The organism is Halalkalibacter suaedae, assembly GCF_017939705.1.
In the GTDB taxonomy this organism is placed as follows: domain Bacteria; phylum Bacillota; class Bacilli; order Bacillales; family Bacillaceae_D; genus Halalkalibacter; species Halalkalibacter suaedae.
Genome location: NZ_JAGKSQ010000006.1, coordinates 163968 through 185058 on the forward strand (window position 1 = coordinate 163968; position 21091 = coordinate 185058).

At 38.9% G+C, this 21091-nt stretch carries 13 protein-coding genes; 3 read left to right on the top strand and 10 right to left on the bottom strand.

The window, feature by feature from the left end; all coding sequences use genetic code 11:
• Nucleotides 1-4: 4 nt before the first annotated feature.
• The 7 genes from J7W16_RS15360 to J7W16_RS15390 form a co-directional block, all read right to left on the bottom strand.
• Nucleotides 5-775 (bottom strand): SDR family NAD(P)-dependent oxidoreductase, encoded by a 771-nt coding sequence (locus tag J7W16_RS15360; RefSeq protein WP_210598264.1) that lies wholly within the window; start codon nucleotides 773-775, stop codon nucleotides 5-7.
• A 468-nt stretch (nucleotides 776-1243) separates the two neighbouring features.
• Complete coding sequence (locus tag J7W16_RS15365; protein WP_210598438.1) at nucleotides 1244-1951, bottom strand: M48 family metallopeptidase; 708 nt, start codon at nucleotides 1949-1951, stop codon at nucleotides 1244-1246.
• Between the two features lie 86 nt (nucleotides 1952-2037).
• Nucleotides 2038-2913 (bottom strand): ABC transporter permease, encoded by an 876-nt coding sequence (locus J7W16_RS15370; RefSeq protein ID WP_210598266.1) that lies wholly within the window; start codon nucleotides 2911-2913, stop codon nucleotides 2038-2040.
• Nucleotides 2910-3845 (bottom strand): ABC transporter ATP-binding protein, encoded by a 936-nt coding sequence (locus tag J7W16_RS15375; RefSeq protein WP_210598268.1) that lies wholly within the window; start codon nucleotides 3843-3845, stop codon nucleotides 2910-2912. Before J7W16_RS15375 ends, J7W16_RS15370 begins: the two co-directional genes overlap by 4 nt.
• Before the next feature lie 921 nt (nucleotides 3846-4766).
• Nucleotides 4767-8519, bottom strand: a complete 3753-nt coding sequence (locus tag J7W16_RS15380; RefSeq protein WP_210598270.1) for an alpha-L-arabinofuranosidase C-terminal domain-containing protein — start codon at nucleotides 8517-8519, stop codon at nucleotides 4767-4769.
• Between the two features lie 517 nt (nucleotides 8520-9036).
• Nucleotides 9037-10533 (bottom strand): methyl-accepting chemotaxis protein, encoded by a 1497-nt coding sequence (locus J7W16_RS15385; protein ID WP_210598272.1) that lies wholly within the window; start codon nucleotides 10531-10533, stop codon nucleotides 9037-9039.
• 631 nt (nucleotides 10534-11164) lie between these two features.
• Entirely contained in the window at nucleotides 11165-16342 is a 5178-nt protein-coding gene (locus tag J7W16_RS15390) for an ATP-binding sensor histidine kinase (RefSeq protein WP_210598274.1), read from the bottom strand.
• Nucleotides 16343-16449: 107 nt separating this feature from the next.
• Here J7W16_RS15390 and J7W16_RS15395 point away from each other — a divergent pair, with 107 nt between their 5' ends.
• Nucleotides 16450-16605 carry an anti-repressor SinI family protein gene (locus J7W16_RS15395; RefSeq protein ID WP_210598276.1) on the top strand — a complete coding sequence of 52 codons (156 nt, stop codon included), beginning with the start codon at nucleotides 16450-16452 and terminating at the stop codon, nucleotides 16603-16605.
• On the opposite strand, the gene J7W16_RS15400 is transcribed toward J7W16_RS15395, so the two are convergent.
• Nucleotides 16586-17302, bottom strand: coding sequence for a response regulator transcription factor (locus J7W16_RS15400; protein WP_210598278.1), 717 nt, complete (start codon nucleotides 17300-17302; stop codon nucleotides 16586-16588). The two genes, J7W16_RS15395 and J7W16_RS15400, sit on opposite strands and share 20 nt — an antisense overlap.
• A gap of 365 nt (nucleotides 17303-17667) precedes the next feature.
• Here J7W16_RS15400 and J7W16_RS15405 point away from each other — a divergent pair, with 365 nt between their 5' ends.
• Both J7W16_RS15405 and J7W16_RS15410 read left to right on the top strand, forming a co-directional pair.
• On the top strand, nucleotides 17668-17985 hold the full coding sequence (locus J7W16_RS15405) for a hypothetical protein (protein WP_210598279.1): 318 nt from the start codon (nucleotides 17668-17670) through the stop codon (nucleotides 17983-17985).
• Nucleotides 17986-18080: 95 nt separating this feature from the next.
• Nucleotides 18081-18425: a hypothetical protein gene (locus J7W16_RS15410; protein WP_210598281.1), complete on the top strand. Its 345-nt coding sequence runs from the start codon at nucleotides 18081-18083 to the stop codon at nucleotides 18423-18425.
• Nucleotides 18426-18727: 302 nt separating this feature from the next.
• Here the strand turns inward: J7W16_RS15410 and J7W16_RS15415 are convergent, their stop codons facing one another.
• Both J7W16_RS15415 and J7W16_RS15420 read right to left on the bottom strand, forming a co-directional pair.
• A complete protein-coding gene (locus J7W16_RS15415; protein WP_210598282.1) occupies nucleotides 18728-19834 on the bottom strand; it encodes a flavin monoamine oxidase family protein in 1107 nt (368 codons plus the stop codon).
• 34 nt (nucleotides 19835-19868) lie between these two features.
• The gene (locus J7W16_RS15420) at nucleotides 19869-20720 is read right to left on the bottom strand and encodes a DegV family protein (RefSeq protein ID WP_210598284.1); all 852 of its coding nucleotides are present in this window, start codon (nucleotides 20718-20720) and stop codon (nucleotides 19869-19871) included.
• Nucleotides 20721-21091 lie beyond the last annotated feature (371 nt).

A 21091-nucleotide genomic window follows, 5' to 3' on the forward strand; every position in this document is an offset into this window, starting at 1 on the left:
CCCCTTAGTGATTGACTCTTCCAATCAGGGATTGTAACCATTTTCTTGGCAGTAATTGCATCGAGCGTGCGGCCACCTTAAATGTAAATCCAGGGACAACGACCGGCTCCCCTTTAAGCATTGCTTTATATCCGCTTAAAGCGACGTCTTTTGCTGTCATACCAGAACGATTAAATTGCTCGACAGACTTCACTTTTGCAACCTCAGCAAAATTGGTCTTTGTCGGTCCTGGGCAAAGAGCCGTTACTTTAATATCTCCTTTATGCTTTAATTCAGTATTTAGGGACTCTGAAAAAGAAAGAACAAATGCCTTACTTGCTCCATAAACACTCATATTCGGTACAGAGAAGAATGAGGCAACTGAGCCGACATTCATAATCCGACCAAATTTGTTCTTCACCATATCCTGAACAAAAAGATGGGTAAGCGTTGTTAGAGAAATCATATTTAACTGCATCATATTAAGCTGATCATCAAGTGCTAAATCTACAAACTGGCCAGACATCCCATACCCGGCATTATTAATTAATATATCAACCTTTGTTCCACGCTCTTTTAATTCCTCATATACCTCAAAGGGCGTCTCTGATATGGAAAGATCCTTAACGATCGTGATTATCTCAATTCCCGGCTTACTGAGCTCTACTTTTATCTGTTCCAGCTTTTCCTGACTTCTCGCGACAAGAATCAGATCATACCGATTTTCAGCAAAAATCTTCGCAAGCTCATAACCAATACCACTACTTGCTCCAGTAAGTAATACCGTTTGATTCATCATTCCCCACCTCAATCTATTTAGTTAACAAATAAGTATCTTACTACTAAGTTAATTAAGTATACCGCTTACTAAACTTAAATACAAATAACAACAAAAAAATACAGCGTAAACAACACTGTATTCCAAATTAGCTTATTCAATATACTTTGGGGTTTTAAGCCTAAAATGATCACGAATATTTGATTTCATTCTAAAGATTTAATAAGAACCCAGCACTTTTGACACACCGCTGAAATAAAGAGGTCTATACGAAAAGAAAGTAAAATCTCCTCTTCCCTCTAACAAAGCGGACGGGATGGGAGGGCCGACTCCTGCAGGATGGAAAGGGCAGGTTGAAATCCACCGGCACAGCCGGTTAGTTCAACGCCCTCCTGCGGAAAGCGCGCCCCCCATCCCGGTAGCGGAGCCGAAGCATCGCACTAGGTCATAGTTATTATACTCTAACTAATCGTTCCAAAAATCCACCTAAACTGTCATTTTCCAACTAGACGATGCTAACCATTGTTCCATTTCCTTATAATTAGGCATTATCTTACCAACAAGCCGCCAAAATGAACGATCATGATTAAGATGAACCATATGACACATTTCATGAACGACGACATAATCAATAACATGCAAAGGAGCCATAGCCAGCCTCCAATTAAATGTTAGCTGCATCTTTGAATCACAGGTTCCCCACGTCGTTTTGCTATCTGATATCGTAATGGAACGCGGCTTCATTTTGAAATAATCTTGATAGAACCTGACTCTCTTCTCAACCAACGTCTTACACTGCCTATAATAAAATCGTTTTAACGCCTGTTGTACCTTCGTATCATCTAGTTCTCTAACATATATATGTAAGATATCCTCTTCAAATAATACACGGTCTTTTTCAACGCTAGGATCCTGAGAAATGTTGATCGGATACTCCATTCCTAAGTAAAGAAAGCCCTCACCAGGTTGATACATCTTCTCCTTTGGCCCTGACATCCGATCCTTCATTTCATTTAATTTTTGCTGAAGCATCACCCAGTTCTGTTCGATTATACGAATAATCTGTTCGTCAGATGTCCCTTTAGGAACACTAACTTCAATATTCCCGTAACCATCAATCGAGATCCCTATTGCTTTTGACTTTTTATATACGATGGAGAAGTTTATTGTTATACCTAAATAGGTGTGGATCATGTGATTAGCTGATATTCGGTTCATGTGTTTCTCCTCTATAAATAGTGCTAATAGATCTAGCACCGATGAAATTGTTAGCCCCGCTATTAAATGTTTTGCCTTTTAAAGATGAAAATAGATATGAGTGTAAAAGCAAGAGTCGTTATCACAATCATCCACAGACTAAATGTTGTACTAATTAAGTTGCCATTCAACTCAAAGATAACCCCGTAATTTAATTGATATTCTTGAATATGCTCTGCTGGAACCCCTTCAAATACAGCTTCAAGAGAATCTGCCATAAATGTCTGTCTTAACAGTACAGCAATATGGCTAATAGGGAAATACATAATGATATATTGCACAAAAGCAGGGACCGCACCAAGTGGCACATACACCCCACACAAAAAGCCAATGACTGTTCCAATAATCGTGCTAAGCGTTGAAAAGGCAGTTTGAGTGTTAATAAAAAGGACTAAAAAAAGATTAATCGAACTGGCTAGAGCAACTGAAAGAATCATAATTCCTATCACTTCAAGAAGCTCAGTACCGCTTAGTATTTCACTGCCTGTTAAGACAAGAAAAGCTTCGCAAGCTATAAATGCAAGTAACGAGAATAACAGACCAATAATAAATGAATTCAAAACATAACTTAATTGTATCGTTGCCCGCGATAATGGAGCCGTTAAAAAATCATTTGTTTTGTGACTCTCTTTGTCTTTAACCATAATACCAAATGCACCTAATGTCGTCGTCATTCCAGTAATCGTTAGTAACCCTGCAACCATCCATTCATTGACCATTACTTTGGCACCCTCAGTCACGCCCATGAATTGTTCAATAGCATCAAGCTGTGTTTGCTGTAGAAATATACCGTATAATAAAATAACGATAAAAACAGACAATAGAGATAGTAGCACTAAGGTACGATCACGGAAAAAAATTCTCGTATTTCGGCTAATCAAACTAAATAAAGGGTTCATGATGTTATCTTCTTCCCTTCTTCATTAATATTAATGAACACATCATCCATACTCCCTTTGATGACTTCAAAAGATTCTATTTGCCCCTCTAGCTTTTTCAAGGTTTCAATTGCATCAAGAGTTGAATGTAAACGAAGGGAATACATTGAGTTTTTTAGTGTGAAGGATAGCTCTTCCTTCTCAAACCACTCCTCTGGATCAAAGGTCTCACTAAATACTAAGTGTAAGCTATCAAAAGCATAACGTTCCTTAAGTTGATTAGGTGTACCTGAGGCTATCAACTGTCCTTCCTTGATGACAACCACTTGGTTAGCTACCGCAGCCTCCTCCATATAATGCGTCGTTAGAAAGATCGTCATATTCGTTTCTTCTTGCAATCTCTTAATTGCACTCCAAACAAATACCCTAGTTTGCGGGTCAAGACCTGTTGTTGGTTCATCTAAAAAAAGAATTGTTGGTTTATGGATAAGTGCTCGAGCAATATCCGCTCTTCTTCTCTGACCACCAGACAGAGCATCGTATTTCTTATTTTTAATATCGTCCAATTTTAAATACTCTGAGACAAAGTTATAGTTTTCTTGAAGTGTTGTCTTACCTAATCGATAATATTGCCCTCTGTTCATGATGTTCTCATACACTGTCAAACGCTCATCTAGAATGCTATCTTGAAAGACGACTCCAATTTTCTTGCGGATTTGATCATTCTCTTTTCCTTCTCCGAGCTTGAACCCATCAATCACTACATCACCCGACGTCTTTTTGATTAATGTACATAGAATGTCAATCGTTGTAGACTTACCAGCACCGTTTGTACCAAGAAATGCAAAAAGCTCTCCTTTTTTTACAGCAAAGGATATCCCTTTAACAGCCTCAACTTGACCATAGGCCTTCCGCAAATTTTTGACAGTAATAATATCTTGTTCTTCGCTCATCTCACTCACCCCAAAATTGATTTGTACGGTATCCCTGAATCTTCGTTTATCATCTATGTTGTTTTACTAAATAGTATTATATGAGTTTAGTATACCTTCCATTTACAAAATATGTAACATCACTCGATTCACTATATGCTCTGCTTTGGTTCTTGGACACACAAAAAAGAGACATGTTTGCTTTTACAAACATGTCTCAGCTTAAGTACCATGAAAAAATGCTTCGGCTCCGCTACCGGGATGGGGGACACGCACCCGCCGGCGGGCGTGGAACTAACCGGCTTTGCCGGTGGATTTCAACCTGCCCTTTCCTCCTGCTGGAGTCGGCCCTCCCATCCCGTCCGCTTTTTCTAGTGAAAAAAGGAAATTTGCTTCTCCTCAAACCAGAGACAGATGTCTACTTTTTATCAAAGAGATTTACGCAAAACGTAAAGAAACGATTGCACGTGTCTTTGCAGATCTGAAACAAAAGCATGGTTTGCGTTGGACCAACCTGAAATAGTTGGAAAAAAATTTAATACGACGATGCTTTTTTGGGTGCCATGAACCTAAAAAGCCAACTGCCACTGGATAAACACGCATCCTCCAGTGGCACCAACAAAAAAACAGACGGAATAACGTAGAAACGAGGTTGGGACATAACTAAAGTGCCTAACTGAAATACCGAATAATGCAATCACGAAGCGGATGAAATATACGTAGACTCCTGCGGGACCTAAAGCCAAAGGTGAGACCCCACAGTGCAAAGCACGAGGAGGCTCACCGGCTTCCCGCGGAAAGCGAAGTATATTTCAGGAGCGGTTTACGTCCGCCAACCACCATTGTTTTCGGAATTTCTATTAGTTAAATCACTTTTGTCCCAGCCTCGTTTTGACTCAGCGTAAGTGCCGTGAAAAAATGTTGCGGCTCTATTTCCCCCATTTACTTTCTATCTAAAACGAGAATATTCACTGAGTTTGCTGGTAATGTGATGGTTGCAGAATTGCCGGCTAGCTTGATTTCCGTTTCGGATGGGACAATCTGTTCAGCGTCTTTCTTGTTAACATTTGGCGTGTGAACAAGGGAGGCATCCCCGGTTACAGTCACCCATTTTGCCTTATCGGCTATATTCAGATCCTTTAATGAAATTTGTGTTGTTTTCTCAAAAGGATCGGCATTAACAAGTTTAGCATAGACATGCTGCTCATCCTTCGTAACCGAGTGGAACAAGTCATGATTATACGCTTCTAACTTGTAATCTAACACCTTACTTGTGAACGTACCATCTGTGTACGAGCAAATCAGTCGATCTCCTGTACCTCCACCGTAATTCACCGAAATCGTATACGGAGTGTGGTTTGCTAGCTCTTCATAGCAGCTCGAGCGTAGATTACCAGCTGCCGTACTTGATGAATAATCACCTAGTGTATATCCTTGAATGCCTTGCTTGTAAACTTTCACACCAGTGGCATTTCCGTTATATCCAACAGCGTATTCAAGCACATCCTTTTTCTCAGGTGAAATATCCGTTAGGCCTACACCGACATAAAAACCATCGCTGCCCTCGCCTTTTGTTGCATTTACCTCAACCTTATAGTTAGACCAGCTTTCATTGAGATAGATCCCATTCAATCCACCATTTTGCGCTTGCAACACAAGACCCTTTTCCGAGTCAATTGTATAGCCCTTTGCACCAGGGATCAGATTCCATCTCGAATCTAGTTCCTTCGTGAAGTCCTGTTCTAATAGTACAGTGCCATCGATATTATCAGTGACCTTTACATGCTTCACATGAATCTCTGCATTACCCGTAGCTATTTCAATTCCACCCACTGGTGCGAGCTCTGTTAGCTGTCCGTTGCGATAGGTCGAGAAGGAAGTTCCTAACAATTTCGTGCCAAGGTATTTAGCAAATAAATGCTGTACATAGTAATTTGGCGTGAACCAGACCGTTTCATCGTCAAACCAAATTAAATCAGGTGTCCAGCGGTACGTTCCATCAGTCAATACTTTATTAAATAACGGTGCATATGCGGCTAATCTGACAACATCCGAATTCTTCTCATAGCTTGTCATGATCGCAGCTTCAGCAATAGAACCAGCGAGTGTATTCTTATCGGTTGAAGCAAACTCACCAACAAATACCTTCGACGTCTCTGCCTCATTTTGGCTACCGTCCTCTTGATATGCTCTGTAATAATAGTTATACCTGTCAGCATTATTCAACAAATACTCGTTTGAGCGGTAATAATGCTCATCAGCAATTGTATCCATATAGTTCGGTTGCTTCTCATACCAAGTGACCGTTTCTTCGGTGACAGTCTTACCGTCTGTGAAATGAACAGTGGCTGATCCTGTGAGATTACCACTTAAGAATTTCCACCCCTCCTGATACGCATCATCATCTGCTTGGGCACCGACCGTTGAGAGAATATGCAATTCATAACCAGGATACTGATTTTCCATGTATTCATCGATGGCTGCCTTAAAGTACTCAAAGTTCGCAAAAAACTCTGTGCCCCAATTTTCGTTACCAACACCTAAATAACGAAGATCAAATGGAGCTTCATGTCCCATCGCTTTTCGTAAAATAGCCCACTCATTCGTCTCAAAATCCGTGCTGATTGCAAAATCAATTAAATCTGTAAAGCTCTTAACGAAACGTTCTCTAAGCTCTCCACCTGCTGGATTGACATAATCAGATCGAGCTTGGCAGAGTACCCCGCAAGCCATAACTGGGAGTGGAGTGGCATTTAAGTCCTCGGCTAGTTGAAAATATTCCATATAACCTAACCCCATTGTCATCATATATCCCCATACATTAAAGTTTTCTTTACGGAGCTCGATCGCACCTACAGAGTCTTTCCATTCATAGACGTTCTCCCAAATATATGAACCTTCTGAAATACATCCCCCAGGGAAGCGCAGGAAAGTCGGATGTAAATCAACCAATGCATTCACCAAATCTTTTCTCAAGCGGTAGTTTGGATTCCCTTTATAATTGACATGTGCAGTTTCTGATTGCTCTTCTTCTGAAGCACCCCAGACATCACGAGGCATTAAGGAAACCATATCAATTGATAGCTCACCATCAAAGGTTAACGCAAGCTGACCAAGTACCGATTTCGTACCAGTTAATTCAATCTTAGAATCAACACCGTATTTTTTCCATGTGTTGCCTTCCTCTACTTGAACTGTGACTTGATCACTGATCGGTTCACCATTCTCATCTTGTAGTTGCAATGTAATACTCCCTGCAGATTCAGCTTTCGCCCAGATCGTGAAATCATATTGATCGCCTTCTTTAATAAACATCGCACATCCACTGTTAGAATCCGTAAAGCCTTTGTTTATAATCGTGCTCCCTGATGTAACAGTAATATAATGAGAATTAACCTCTTTATCTGTTATTCCAAAATACTCGTCCAATCCTCCGGTACTCTTGACTGTTACTTGATCAACATCTCCGTACCAAGCATGCAGTGGTTCATGGTTTCTCCCTGTCGAGCAACCACACTCACCTGATGTATGTGAGTACGTATCGAATGTGAATGATTCGAACGAACGGTTCTGAACAAGCTCTGCATAAATACCACCGTCTGCTGCATTATTGATATCTTCATAGAACAAACCATATAATGTCTCACTAATATCTAAAACATCTTGGCTACCATCAATTGTTACATGATGCGAAGGGATTCCTTGAGGCAGAACCGAGACTGTAAATTCCTTTTCAGCACGATCATTCCCTTTGCTCAAGATCGCAGTAAGAGTAATGCCCTTCGGTGAATCATTCTCTCGTACTACACCTTCATTCGATAACGCTACTTGATCACTAGATTTCCAAGAAACATTAACCTTTCCACCCATTAATGACGAAGGTAACGAAAGATCCTTCGTGACAATTGTTACCGGAAACGATAAATATTTATCTTTAGCAAGTGTAACGATCTCTCCATCTGTAAGAGATTCACACATCACCTCAATGACCTCATCCTGTGTCAAACCAGCCTTGTAGACACGAAAATCCGATAAGGAACCGTTAAAGTCTGGATCTACATCATGCTGAGATCTACCGATATAGTTATGTCTATAGTTGGTTGAGTCAGCAAACGTGTCAAACCAACTACGCAACTTTTTATAAGTACCACTTGAGGTCTGGCTGATCGAACCGTCTGCCACTACCTCTCCATTAACATAAATAATAGGACCCGCACTGCTTAGCGTTCCACCTTCCGTTCCCTGTACTGACATCGCTATATGAATCCATTCTCCTGAAGAATACGTTCTCCCGGCATCAGCAACTAAATCTGAATCCGAAAAACAAACTCCACGAAGATTTCTTGATAAGAAAAAGTAAGGTCCTGTTGCATCCTTACCGAAATCGAATAGTCGCTCCCATACATTCAGGCCTTTTCTTAAATAAACCCATGTACTAACCGTAATTCCAGTAAGATCACTGATATCGCTAAGAAAACCAGAGGGCAGCTGCAAATAAGAATTCGCACTATTGCCACCCGCAAGTGTAACTGCCGGTCGACCGTCGACGATTTCTACGATAGGCTTTTTCACACCCTCTGCAGTTGCATCATTACCATGCCCTGAGCTGTCTTTTCCGACATTGTCATTATCGTCAAAATAATAATGAGCAATGATGCGATCACTAAATGAAATATTCTCTTTGTTTCGTTTCATGAATACTAGCTCCCCTTTGCCGAATAGAAATAAAGTCTAACTTTCTCTTAATATTAACTAAAGTATTAAATACGTAATATAAATGTAAACGTTAGTTCTATTATAATAGCTAACTCGCAATTTTCCTAACAGATTTCTCGATTTTTTTTATCTTTATTTAAAAAAATTCCGTTAGTGAGACATTTTGTAGTATTACCAATTGCCGTGATAAGATGTTCGCCACCGCTACCGGGATGGGGGGCACGCTTTCCGCAGGAGGGCGTGGAACTAACCGGCTCTGCCGGTGGATTTCCACCTGCCCTCCCATCCCGTCCGCTTAAATAGAGGAGTGGCGGAGTTCACTTACTTTTAACACCCTTATACTCACAAGGGTGAGATAGCAAAAAGCGAAGACCATGAAATATTCTACCTTCTTATCAAACGACAAAGGATAGATAAGAAAAAACAAAGTACCTTTGAGAATGGATTTCTCAAAGGTACTTTGTCTAATAATAATTACACGATAGGACTTCTTGGACTATTCTTCCTCTAACTTAAGATCAACAGCAACGGTCTTTTTTAATTGATCTGTTAATTGATCAATTTCGTTTACCTTTTCATTTAGATTAACAATTTTTTCATTTTGATCTTCTACACTAGCTAAAACCTCTTCAACGGAAGCGTTGAGTTCCTCGGATACACTTGAAACAGAATTGATTTCATCTACAACATTGGCTGATGAGTTGCTTAGTAGCTCGATTTTATCATTGATATCGCTAGAAAGCTTTTGTAGTTCGTCAACGAATGTTTCAATAGTAAGAAATGCTCCACTCGTGTCTTCTGTTAACTTCTTGCTATATTTAAACGAATTCTCACTTTCTTTCACTCTTGTCGATGCAGAGGTTACTTTATCTTGTATTAATGAAAGAATTCTTCCGATTTCATCTGTAGATTGAATCGAATGCTCTGCAAGCTTTCTCACTTCTTGTGCTACAACGGCAAACCCTTTCCCACTCTCGCCAGCACGAGCTGCTTCGATCGCTGCATTTAGTGCTAACAAATTCGTTTGATCAGCAATTTGAGTAATCGTTTGAAGGATATCACCGACTTTAGTCGTTGATTCACTTAGATCACTCATTTCCTCCACTGTTAGTTTAAGTGTTTGATCGACTTCATTTATCGTTTGCTTTAAAGATTTCACCTTATTTGATCCATTTATCACAATTTCACTTGTATTAACTGCATTATCTCTCATCGCCTTTGCTCTCAAAGATATTTCACTAACTTCTTGATCAACAGAGTGAAGGGCTTCTCCCATTTCAGTTGCGCTATATGCCTGATTCTCAACACCACCAGCTATTTCATTGAAGGTAGCTGCTAACTCTTTCGAATATGTAGTTGTGGAATCGGAGTGATTCATTAATTGACGGTTTAACTCTTCTAGTTTTTTGACTGTAAATCGAACCTGGTCAATCATTTTCTCCATAGATTCCTTCGACTCTACTGCTTCCACAGCAAGTATTTCTGCATTTCTTTGAATATTCTTGCCAATAATACTTTGTGAGATTAAGAAGATTGTCATTAAAATGAACAGGATATTAAAAGATCCCAAATACACTGGGCTATAGTCGACAATTGTCTGTTCACCGTAGTTGATTACAAAATAGTTTGTAATCAGCAAGCCAAAGATCCCTGAAACTAAAACATACCGAAAATTGTGATACAGAGAGATTATGATAATGCTGTAGTAAACTAGTAAATACGTTGTAATAGCAGGCCGATTTTCGAGCATAAAAACCGTCATCCCTGCTAGACTAATCAGTAAAACATACGGTATCCAATGAACCTTTTTATTTAATTTATGTAATAAAAACACAATCAAAATAGTCATGATTCCAAAGCTAATTCCAATTACATTTATTAGAAAAGGCATTCCACCAGCAACTAATATAATTGCCGATAATACAACAGAAAGAATGTATAACTTAATTAATAACCAATTTCTCGCTTCGAAAGAATAATCCTTTTTTGACATATAATCCTCCTAGATTCTAATGCATACGCCTACTATAATTTACATAATACAACATATTTCCTAATCAAGTACTATTTTATTTAGTAAAATTATACTAGTCGAGATGTCACTTACATCGTTTTAAAAAAACAAAAAAAGGCTAGCATAAAAATGTTTGAACTAACCTAAAACCTGAACAAAAACAGTTAGCTATACGGACCCGCTCTTGAAATAAATGCCTTGGACGAAATGTCAGTCAGACTTTATTGTTCTGTCCCCCCAGACAATAGACAAGCAACTTTGAAAAATCACTCTCAAAGATGCCCTTAACATTTTTACTTAATTTGGTTGATACCTTAGGTAGGTTCCATATCAAAGTTTTATTGGTAGTTCAAACAAGCTCTTCGCCAATTGTTTGAGCCTTGTTACCCATATTCGTATTAAGGAAAAAGAGAATGAATTCCCTTCCACCCTCTAATCAAGCGGACGGGATGGGAGGGCCGACTCCTGCAGGACGGAAAGGGCAGGTTGAAATCCACCGGCAAAGCCGGTTAGTTCAACGCCCTCCTGCGGAAAGCGTGCCCCCCATCCCGGTAGCGAAGTCGAAGCATCTTATTATGGCAATTAAAATACCTCCACACTTACCTCCTTCTCAAAACAAAGCATCCACTTGAATAACAGGTAACTGAATACAGAAAGTTGACCCATCTCCAAGCTTGCTTTCAGCCCAGATCTCTCCCTCATGTAAAAGAATGATTTCCCTACAAATCGCCAAACCTAACCCATTCCCATTTCTCGATTTCGTAAAGTAGCGATCAAAGATAGAAGGCAGCTGATCTTTTGAAATACCTTCCCCACTATCAGTAATAGAAATGATTGCATTTTCTAAAGACTTGTCAAAACGCAAAGAAACAGATATCCCCCCTGATTCCGTATGTCTAATCGCATTTGAAATAATATTGGAAAACACCTGACTTATTCGTTTCACATCCACTTGAACCATTGGATAATCCCGGCTATTAATTTCTTCAATCATTAATGTGAAGAATAATCCTTTTCTTTTCACATCATATTCTAGTTGTTCCTTTAATCTCTTAATCAAACGATCAATTGGGATGATATCAAAGGAAAAATGGATTTGACCACTTTCTAATCGTGCTAGCTCAAACAAATCATTAATCATCGAATTCAACCCATCTACCCGGTCTATAGATTTCTTTAAGAAATCTGTCTTTTGTTCTTCTGTTTCGACTACTCCGTCCAGTATCGCTTCGATATACCCTTTAACAGAAGCGATAGGTGTACGCAAATCATGTGAAATATTTGATAGTAAATGGCTGCGTTGCTTCTCAGCCCGCTCTAATTCTTTGTTTGCTTGCTCTAAATGTTGATTGACTTGTTCTATCTCCTGCGTGCGCTCTTTGACTTTTTCTTCAAGCTTTCCGTAGAGCTCGGCATTTTCAATAGATATAGCTGCTTGTGTTGAGAGAATAGATAAGAATCTAATTCTATCTTGCGTAAATGCGTTTGTTGTTTGATTATTTTCCAAATATAAAACACTATTTACCTTCCCTTTATAAATTGCCGGGAGACATAGGATCGATTTGGGTTTATATGTTAAAACATATGGATCATCAATAAATAGTCCTTCGACAGTTGCATTGTTCAGCACGGTCGCTTCCATACTCTTCACTACATAGTTTACTATCATTGTAGATAGGCCACTTGACTCCTCAAGTGGTTGAAGAGCATTCGCACCAGCAATTTCTCCATTAACACTTGTGCTTGCAGCAACCAATAATTGATCACCTCTTTTTAGAAGAAGAACTCCTCTTTCTGCCCCTGCATGCTGCATCGTAATATCCATTAGTTTCTTTACTAGATTTTCTTGAACAATTTCACCTAATATCGCTTGAGATGCCTTCACAGAAGCATCGATATCGAACTGAGCGACAGATTGAGGAAGACCATATTCATTGATGTTGGGGATATAGCCTTCATACTCTTTCATTAACATATCAGCTTTTGCATAAGCCCCCCACTTTATATAGCTTCGGTATGCTTCTGCCATATATGCACTTCCAATACCTTCAAGTCCTTTAGAAAAATAGTACCGACCGGTTGCTTCATTACAAACGGCAACATCCTTGATAAAATTATTATCTTTTGCTGATGTAATAGCTGCGTCATAATTCTCAACTGCTTTTACATGGTTTTCGTCTATTCTAGCCAGTTCAGCTTCAAGAAGTTTCCACTTATTTAAATAATTCTCTGGACAATGTTTCGACCATTCCCTTAGCTTCTTGGCACTTCTTTTAAGTCTTTTATATAGTATCTTTTGGCGAGAAGGAGAAGAGTCTTGATACAATCTCGATGCCCAAAGCCCAGCGTAGAAATAATAGTCAGAGATAATAACAAGCGTTAACCGATTACTAATAAGTCCTTCTAAATGGTCAAACAGTGCCTCAGCATACTCTTCCTTATTGAACAGATAAGACAGTTGCAGTCTTATTGTATAATGAATAATCTTGACTGAGTCATCTTCTAACACTTGTTCAAACACCCAATTTGTTGCTGTGTTTTCATTCGTTAGAATATCAATCCAATACATAAACTCATTTAAAAAGCCTTTAGAAACAGCATAACGAATTTGGTCTATAAATAAGATCTGCTTTCTAATTCCTTTTCGTACTTCCTGCAAATGATCTCCCATCATGAAATGTGCAATAGCAATAAAGGAGCTATTAGCTCCCGCTAAGCTGATATTCCCCGCATCTATACAATATTGTTGTGACCACTTTAAGTAGTCCAAATTATATTTAATTGGATGTTTCCAATGGTTCACAAAGCTTCCATAGACAAAATAGACCCTGCCCTTTAACCCAACGTCTCCGCTTCTTTCCGCAAGATCAATCGCAAGCTTTCCAAACTCATAGCTATTTTCAAAATCACTAAACCCGGCACTTAAAATTAATGCATAGTTATTACAGACCAATGAAGTTATATCTGTAATCCCGTGCTTGAGAGTGAATCGTAACGCTCTGAGCATTAGAATCGTTGCAAGATTTTGATCAACATGAAATGAGGGTGCATTCATCGTAATCATTGTATGTAACACCAATCTTTTTTCTTGATCCTCTAAGGGAGGCAGTGTCAACAAATGATCCGCTTTTTTTCCACGCATGGCTAACTTAACTAGAAGTAACTCTTTCGCTATTATGGCCTTTGATGGATTTCGCTGAGTATTCCAACCAACTAGTTCGAGCCCTGCAATTCCTGCTTCTACTGCCTCATCGACACGATGAACATGCGTGTAAAGTAACACCTTCATTTTATAAATTGATAACCTCTCAACATTTGTATGGACATTTTCTAACACTTTATCAAAAGTACGTTCCGCTTCCTCAAATTGACTATTTAGATATTGGCATTCTCCTAAGCCTGTCATTAACTGATTCGTTAATTCATAATTAGACTCCCACGCAGCACCAAGCATTTCATAGGCTATTTGAAAATAATCAAGTGATTCCTTAAAAGCGGCTGATGCCTTTGCCTGTTCACCAGCTTTCACATTCCATTCTATTAGTGGGACCCATTCACTTTCTGTTAAATAGCCTCTACATCTATTTAGATGATTGACAATATCGAATAGAAAGTCATCAACCGACTTGAGCTCGACAAGGAGTCTGCCAATGCTTAGATGTGCCTGGTCCTGCTCTTCCTTTGTCATAATGGAATAGGCTGCTTGTTGAACCCTATCATGTAAGAAACGGTAGGTTGGTGATTGATCTTCCATTAATTGTTCGGGTCCATCCGCATAGATCCACTTATAAGTTGAATCCTCCGGGAGAACATATCCTCCTTCAAGAGCCTCCCATAAATAGGATCCAGTTCGCTCGGGATCCTCATCACAAATAACTGATAATGTCTTCAAATCAAATTCATTTCCAATACAAGAGGCGATTTTCAACATATGTTGTGTGCGAAGTGGAAGCTGCTTCACCCTATGAACCATTAAATCTACTATATTTTCTTTTTCCAAAGTCGTACTCACCTTCGAGAAATGAATAATCCATTTTCCTAAGTCGATACGAAATAGAATGGTTCCATTTTCATAGAATGACTGAAACAGCTGCTTCATAAAGAAAGGATTCCCCTGAGTAATCCTGAACATGAGACGTGCAAGCTTCTTAGCATCAATTCCCTCATCCATCAATGTATCTTGAACCCAATGAAGAATCACCTTTTCATTCAACGGCGGCAACGAGATTTCTGTGATTGTCACATTGTCCTTGCGAAGACTGTGAATAGTCTCAGTAAAAGCATGTTCAACCCCAATTTCATTATCACGATAGGCCCCTATTAACAATAAATATCGACTATCTACATGCGTTAGCAAATACTCAATTAGACTAAGTGATGCTGTATCTGCCCATTGAAGATCATCGAGAAATAGAACCAAAGGATGGTCCTTTGTTGCAAATACATTCACGAACTTTTGGAAGAGCAAATAAAACCGTAGATGTGCATCGTTAGCTGATATCTCCTCTTCTTTTGGACTATCCCCTACTATCCATTTTAATTCTGGGATCACACTAGTAATCACTGACACATTTCCTGTTAGTTCTCTTTCAATATCATCTCTATAGCGTTGAAGACACTCGTCCCCTTCAGTCATGATCTGCCTAATTAATGATTTGAATGCTTGAATAATAGGTGAGTATGGCTTTTGCCTCTGCAGCAAATCAAACTTCCCTGAAATGAAATATCCTTTCATTCCAATTAGCGGAGGTTGAATTTCATTAACCAGTGCTGTCTTACCAATGCCAGAATGACCCTGAATTAATACAAGCTCAGAATGACCAGAGCTTACCCGCTCAAATGACGCAAGCAACTTGTCTATTTCTAATTCTCTACCATATAGCTTTCTTTCCAACTCAAAGACGACCATGGGATCATCTTGTCCAAGTGGAAAATCCTCAACCTTGCCAAATAATCGCAGTTGATCGATACATCGCTTTAGGTCTTCCCGCAACCCATAGGCACTCCTGTATCGATCTTCAGGTATTTTAGATAGAAGCTTTACGATCATTTTCGAGAGAACTGCTGGAATCTTATCGTTACGTGCAACTGGCTCATAGGGTACTTTAGTCAAATTCGCGTGTAATAGCTTCATTGGGTCATTATCAGAAAAGGGAAGTGCCCCCGTCACCATTTCATATAACAAAACTCCAAAAGAATATAAATCTGATCGAAAATCTACAGACCGATTCATTCTTCCCGTTTGTTCAGGAGATATATAGGCAAGCCTTCCTTCTATTTCAAAAGGGGTGACACTTTTCCGCTGACTCTCTCTTTGTAGCTTTGTTGCATGATCAAAGCCAGTTATTTTTAATTGACCAGTTGTTCGATTGAAAATGATATTTTCTGGATTTATATTTTTGTGAATAATCTGATATTTATGGAGCTGGATCATCGCTGATGTGATCTTCATCGCAATGGAAAGAGCCTCTACTATCTCAAGCTCTTCGTTCAGCAGTAATTCACTTAAAGAAACACCTGAAAAATACTCCATAACTACATAAGGTTCATTTAGATATTTTTCAATTTGAATTGGACGAATCACCTCATCCATATCTAAGTCTTTTGTCAGATGAAATTCATGGATGCTAGCTGCCATTTCATGAGGAGTAGGGTTTGACTTTCTGATTGCTTTCAATAAAACTAGTTTATTATCTATAGTTGAATATCCCTTGTACATAATAGACGTACTATTTTGAACCTCAATATCAACTATTTTGTAGTCTGCTAGTACAGGCATTCTTTTCATACATCGTCATCCTTTTATGGATTTCTTTAACAAAACTTTAAGTAATTTTATACGGAATTTATAGTTCCTAAACTAAGATATGGATACAGGCTTATAGGAGGTAGGAAATGGAACAAAACAATCTCTTACATAACACTGACACGACACCAACATTAGATAATGAGTGGGTAGGTCTTCTATTAGAAGCGAAAAGCATCGGGATCACACCCGAAGAAGTTAAAGACTTTTTCACGCAAATAAAGCTTATTCCTGAGAACCGATGAATTTGTAGCCAATCCCTCTAACAGTACTAATATACTTTGGAGTTTCCAGCCTAGGTTCAATTTTCTTCCGCAAGTTACTAATATGCACCATGACCGTGCGATGATCTCCAAGGCTTTCCTCTTCCCATATTAGCTCGAATAGATCCTTGACACTATATACACGGTTTGGATGTTCAGCTAATACACAAAGAAGGCGGTATTCCTTCGTCGATAAAGCAACGGTTTCTCCATTTACTTTAACGACATAACTCTCTTTATCTATAGATAGTCCCGGAAACTCGATCATCCGTTTCACCGGTTTGTGTACAACGCTTATTTGATTCTCTATAGTTCGATGGCGACGTAAATGTGCTTGAATTTTCGCGGTTACGAGGGCTGGACTGAAGGGTTTCGTAATATAGTCATCCCCTCCGATCTTATGACCTAAAATCTTATCGATTTCATCTTCCTTAGAGCTTAAAAAGAGAATTGGAACCATTGTCTTTTGACGAATTAACCGACATATTTCAAAACCATCCATTCCTGGTAGGACTACATCTAAGATAATGATGTCGGGCTTATACTCCTCTACAAGTCGTAATGCAGTTGGTCCATCTTCAGCTTGAATAACTGTGAAGGATTCTTTTTCTAAATATAACTGCAAAATTTCTCTAATATCACGGTCATCCTCGACAAGCATGACGGTTTCCCTCGGCATCTAATTCACCTACTATTCTCATAAACTAACGATTTTATTACACGCTCGTTTTTCTATTACTATACAGCATTTACCTATTTTATCCAACGTTAACTAAATAAATATCAGGATCCCAGTGAATTTCTATATGGAGGATTAATACTAGCTATTAATTGATCAAAAAATTGCTTCAAAAAGAGAAAGGGTTATGAATAGTTTCACTTAAAGTAACGGGTAGCGTTAGTAAAATTAAGAGTTGTAAGAGACGCAGCTATTTTTTTATACCTTCTTATTGGAAGATAATGTTAAACTAAATGACAGGATCGTAGTTTTATTCAACAAACGGACCAAGAGTAGAGAAAAAGAGTTAGAACGGAGGGCTAAATTTGAAAGAGGGTCGAAATAAGGAAATTGGGCTAGGTTCGATTTCATTATTGCTACTTATGTTTGGGATACTGTTCTCTTTTTCATGGGGAAACACTGAGGCTTTTGGAGATACCATATTAAGGTTTTTAGGATTCAGTCCTTGGTCAAACGGTGATACGGGAACACATTATACGATCATTTATTCACTTATCTTCTTTATACCAGCATTAATACTAGGTCATAACTACAAAAGCAACTTTGGAGCCAAATGGGGGAGGAATTTGGCTTTAATTATGATTATCCCAGGATTAATATTAGTGTTCTATGCAATAATTTAATACCGATTTAGGGGTGCAGTTGCAAAGGAAAAAGCAATTTTCCTTATTAAAGTAACTGGTGCAAGAGTTGAAGAAAGAGTTCTTGAGGAGGATAAATGAAGAGAAAATGGAGTTTGTTTTTTTGGGGGATAGTTACAGTTTTAGTAATTAGCTTTTTACACGTCCATAATAATGGGACCCTTTTGGGAAAGAATGTAGCTATTAATCATTCGAAAGAATATGTTTCAGAAATCTACAATTTAGATCGAGACGATATTGCTTTGTATGGGACTAAGTTCTACCCTGGAAAAGGTCATTATAGTATTGTACTACAACACCAAATTAGTGATCTTTATGTTGTAGATGTTAAGTTAAAATCTTTTTCTACTGAAATATATTATATTAACGATGTAACAGGTTCATACGATAAGGAAGTTTTGCTTGATAGTCTCGATAGATAAGCTTGTTAGATATTATATTTTTATAGAAGGATTTTCATGTATGACGACACATTAGATGATAGAAAAATACTCACTGCTTCAAGTTTCCCATTATTAAACTAAGCGGGAGCAAGAACTGTAAAAAAAGTTGAATCTTAGAACTGAGAAATTAGCTATGGAAGTGACATAGGTTAAAACAGAATAGGAAATGACACTTCACAAAGGAGGAGTCTAATGTTAAGAGAGAATGTTTATTGACCTACACCAATTTGACATATCTATAAAGTTAAACTCTTTTAAAGGAATGTGGCTTTTAATTATATTTATCGATTGCCGTTCTCTATCTGTTTTAACCTCATAACCTCAGAAACCGCATGCTCTGCTGACCTTAGTGCTCCTTCAAGATGGCCTCCATATTCCGAAGACGATTCCGTTCCAGCAAATATAATCTTCTGTCCCCAGATATCTGTGTTAGATGGTTGTCCATAGTTCGGAAAAGCACTAAGCGGCTTAAGGTCATCAAAAACCGCAGTTTCTGAATCAATCGACCAATCCTTGTACAGGAGTGAAAGTGGCTTTTCCGCTTCTGCTCCGAAAAGTCTTGTCAGCTGATTGACAACAAGTTCAAGAATCCTTTCCTTACCTAGTGATTGACGGACTTCTGCCGGTATACCAAAGAAACCAAAGAGTGCACCATCTCCCGATTCGGGTGATGCATCATGGATCTCCTGCAATGGACCTCGAAAGCTTGTCACCTGACCAGAAAGACCGTCTTCTCGCCAAAAAGGACGAGGATACACCGCTACTACCTTTGCCTGTCCTGCCATCCAAGTCGGCTTATCGATCAGGCTTGATTTCAAAGAATCGGGCAGATCTGGCGAAAACGTTATTCGACTCGCGACCAACCGGGGTGGCAATGCTAAAATGACCGCTCCCGCACGCATCCTTTTCTTCTTTCCACCATTAATTTCGGCATCAAGAGTGATCACGCCCTCTTCTTCCATGTTGATTGCCATGACTCGAGTATCTAATTGAACCGTCCCTTGAGGTAATGTGGCGGCTACAGCGTCAATCAGTGACTGAACACCACCGTCAAACCGAACTGATCTCTCGATACCTGGCACCCGATGTCGCTGCACCTCAGCATGGTCAGCTTGCTCAAATAAGATGGCTCCCTCAGTGTACTGTGTGAATGTCCGTAAACCTAGTTCTTTAACAAGGTTTGAGATAACTGGCTCATGCTGTGGCCAGAACCATGTTGGTCCCAAATCAAACTTGGAACCATTCTTTACTGCCGCTTCACTTAACACTCTTCCACCAATTCGCCCACGTGCTTCCACTATCTTGCACTCGATCCCTTGTGAAATAAGGATAGATGCCGTGCGAAGACCACTCAAACCAGCCCCCACTACAATAATAGGATCCTTCATAGTTACTACCTCCACTAGCTTGGTTACTCTGTGATTAAAGCTCTAATCCTGCAATCCCGAAACCACCAGGTCCAGAATGGGTTGAAATCATTCCTCCAGCTTGAATCCATTTAATATGTTTAAACTCGGCTTCTTTTGCAAGGCTATCGATCTGCTGCTTGATGCTTTCTTCAAATCCAATCGAATAGATGAAATAGATCTGATCTCTATCAATAGAATAATCAGCTAAATAATCCTTAAAAAGCTTTTCTGCCACTCGATTCATGTTCCCGCGGTATTTCTTCGTTGAAACGAGTTTTCCATCAATTAATTCAATACATGGCTTGATTTTCAACAATGTTCCTCCAAGATAGGCCGCATTACTTACGCGTCCACCAGCTCTTAAAAACTCCAGGCTTCCTGGAATGAAAGCCAGTTTTGATTTAGGAACTTTCGCTTCAATTTTTTCTATTAACTGTTTAGGCTCAATTTCAGGTTCTTTTTCTAATAAGGAAACAGCGTACATCACAATCGCAGCTAATCCACCTGTTACATTCAATGCATCAATTAGATACACGTCTTCAAATTCCTGTGCCGCAATCACTGCGTTTTGAAAGGATGACGAGGCCTTTGATGTATAACCAATATGTACAATCATACAATCAGGAAAATCCATTTTGATTCTAGAAAAAAACTCTTGATACTCATGGGCATTTGTAGACGTTGTTGACGGTATCTTTTTAGTGCGGCTGTAATAATTATAAATATCTGTTACTGATAAAGATCCATCCAAATAATCATTACCATCCATAACAATATGCATCGGAACGACTTGAACATCATGTTTCTCAGCTAGATCCTTTGGCAAATCCGCTCCACTTTCAGTCGACAGTACAATTCTTCTCATCGAATCCCCCATTAATGTATCAAAGTAGTTACTGTTTATTGTAAAGAAGTTCCTCTTGGAATACCAGGTCTTTCAAAATAACATAAATGCAAAGTGCTTGATCCAGTAAAATGCCTACACGATTATAAAATCCCCTATCTCAGACTATCTTTTCTCGAATCTATTCCATCTAGTTTCCCAATATCACTCAGAGTCTATCTTCTCTCTATCGATAAAGATTTCCTAATTACTAATCTCATTTTAGATTTCTCTAATTTTATCATTTCCTTCAACATACACTTAGATAAACCTTCTTTTTAATCTTTTATTTTCCGGAAAACCCTTGGTATAACACCTTTTTTAAAATATAAGAACTTAGTACAAATACTTTT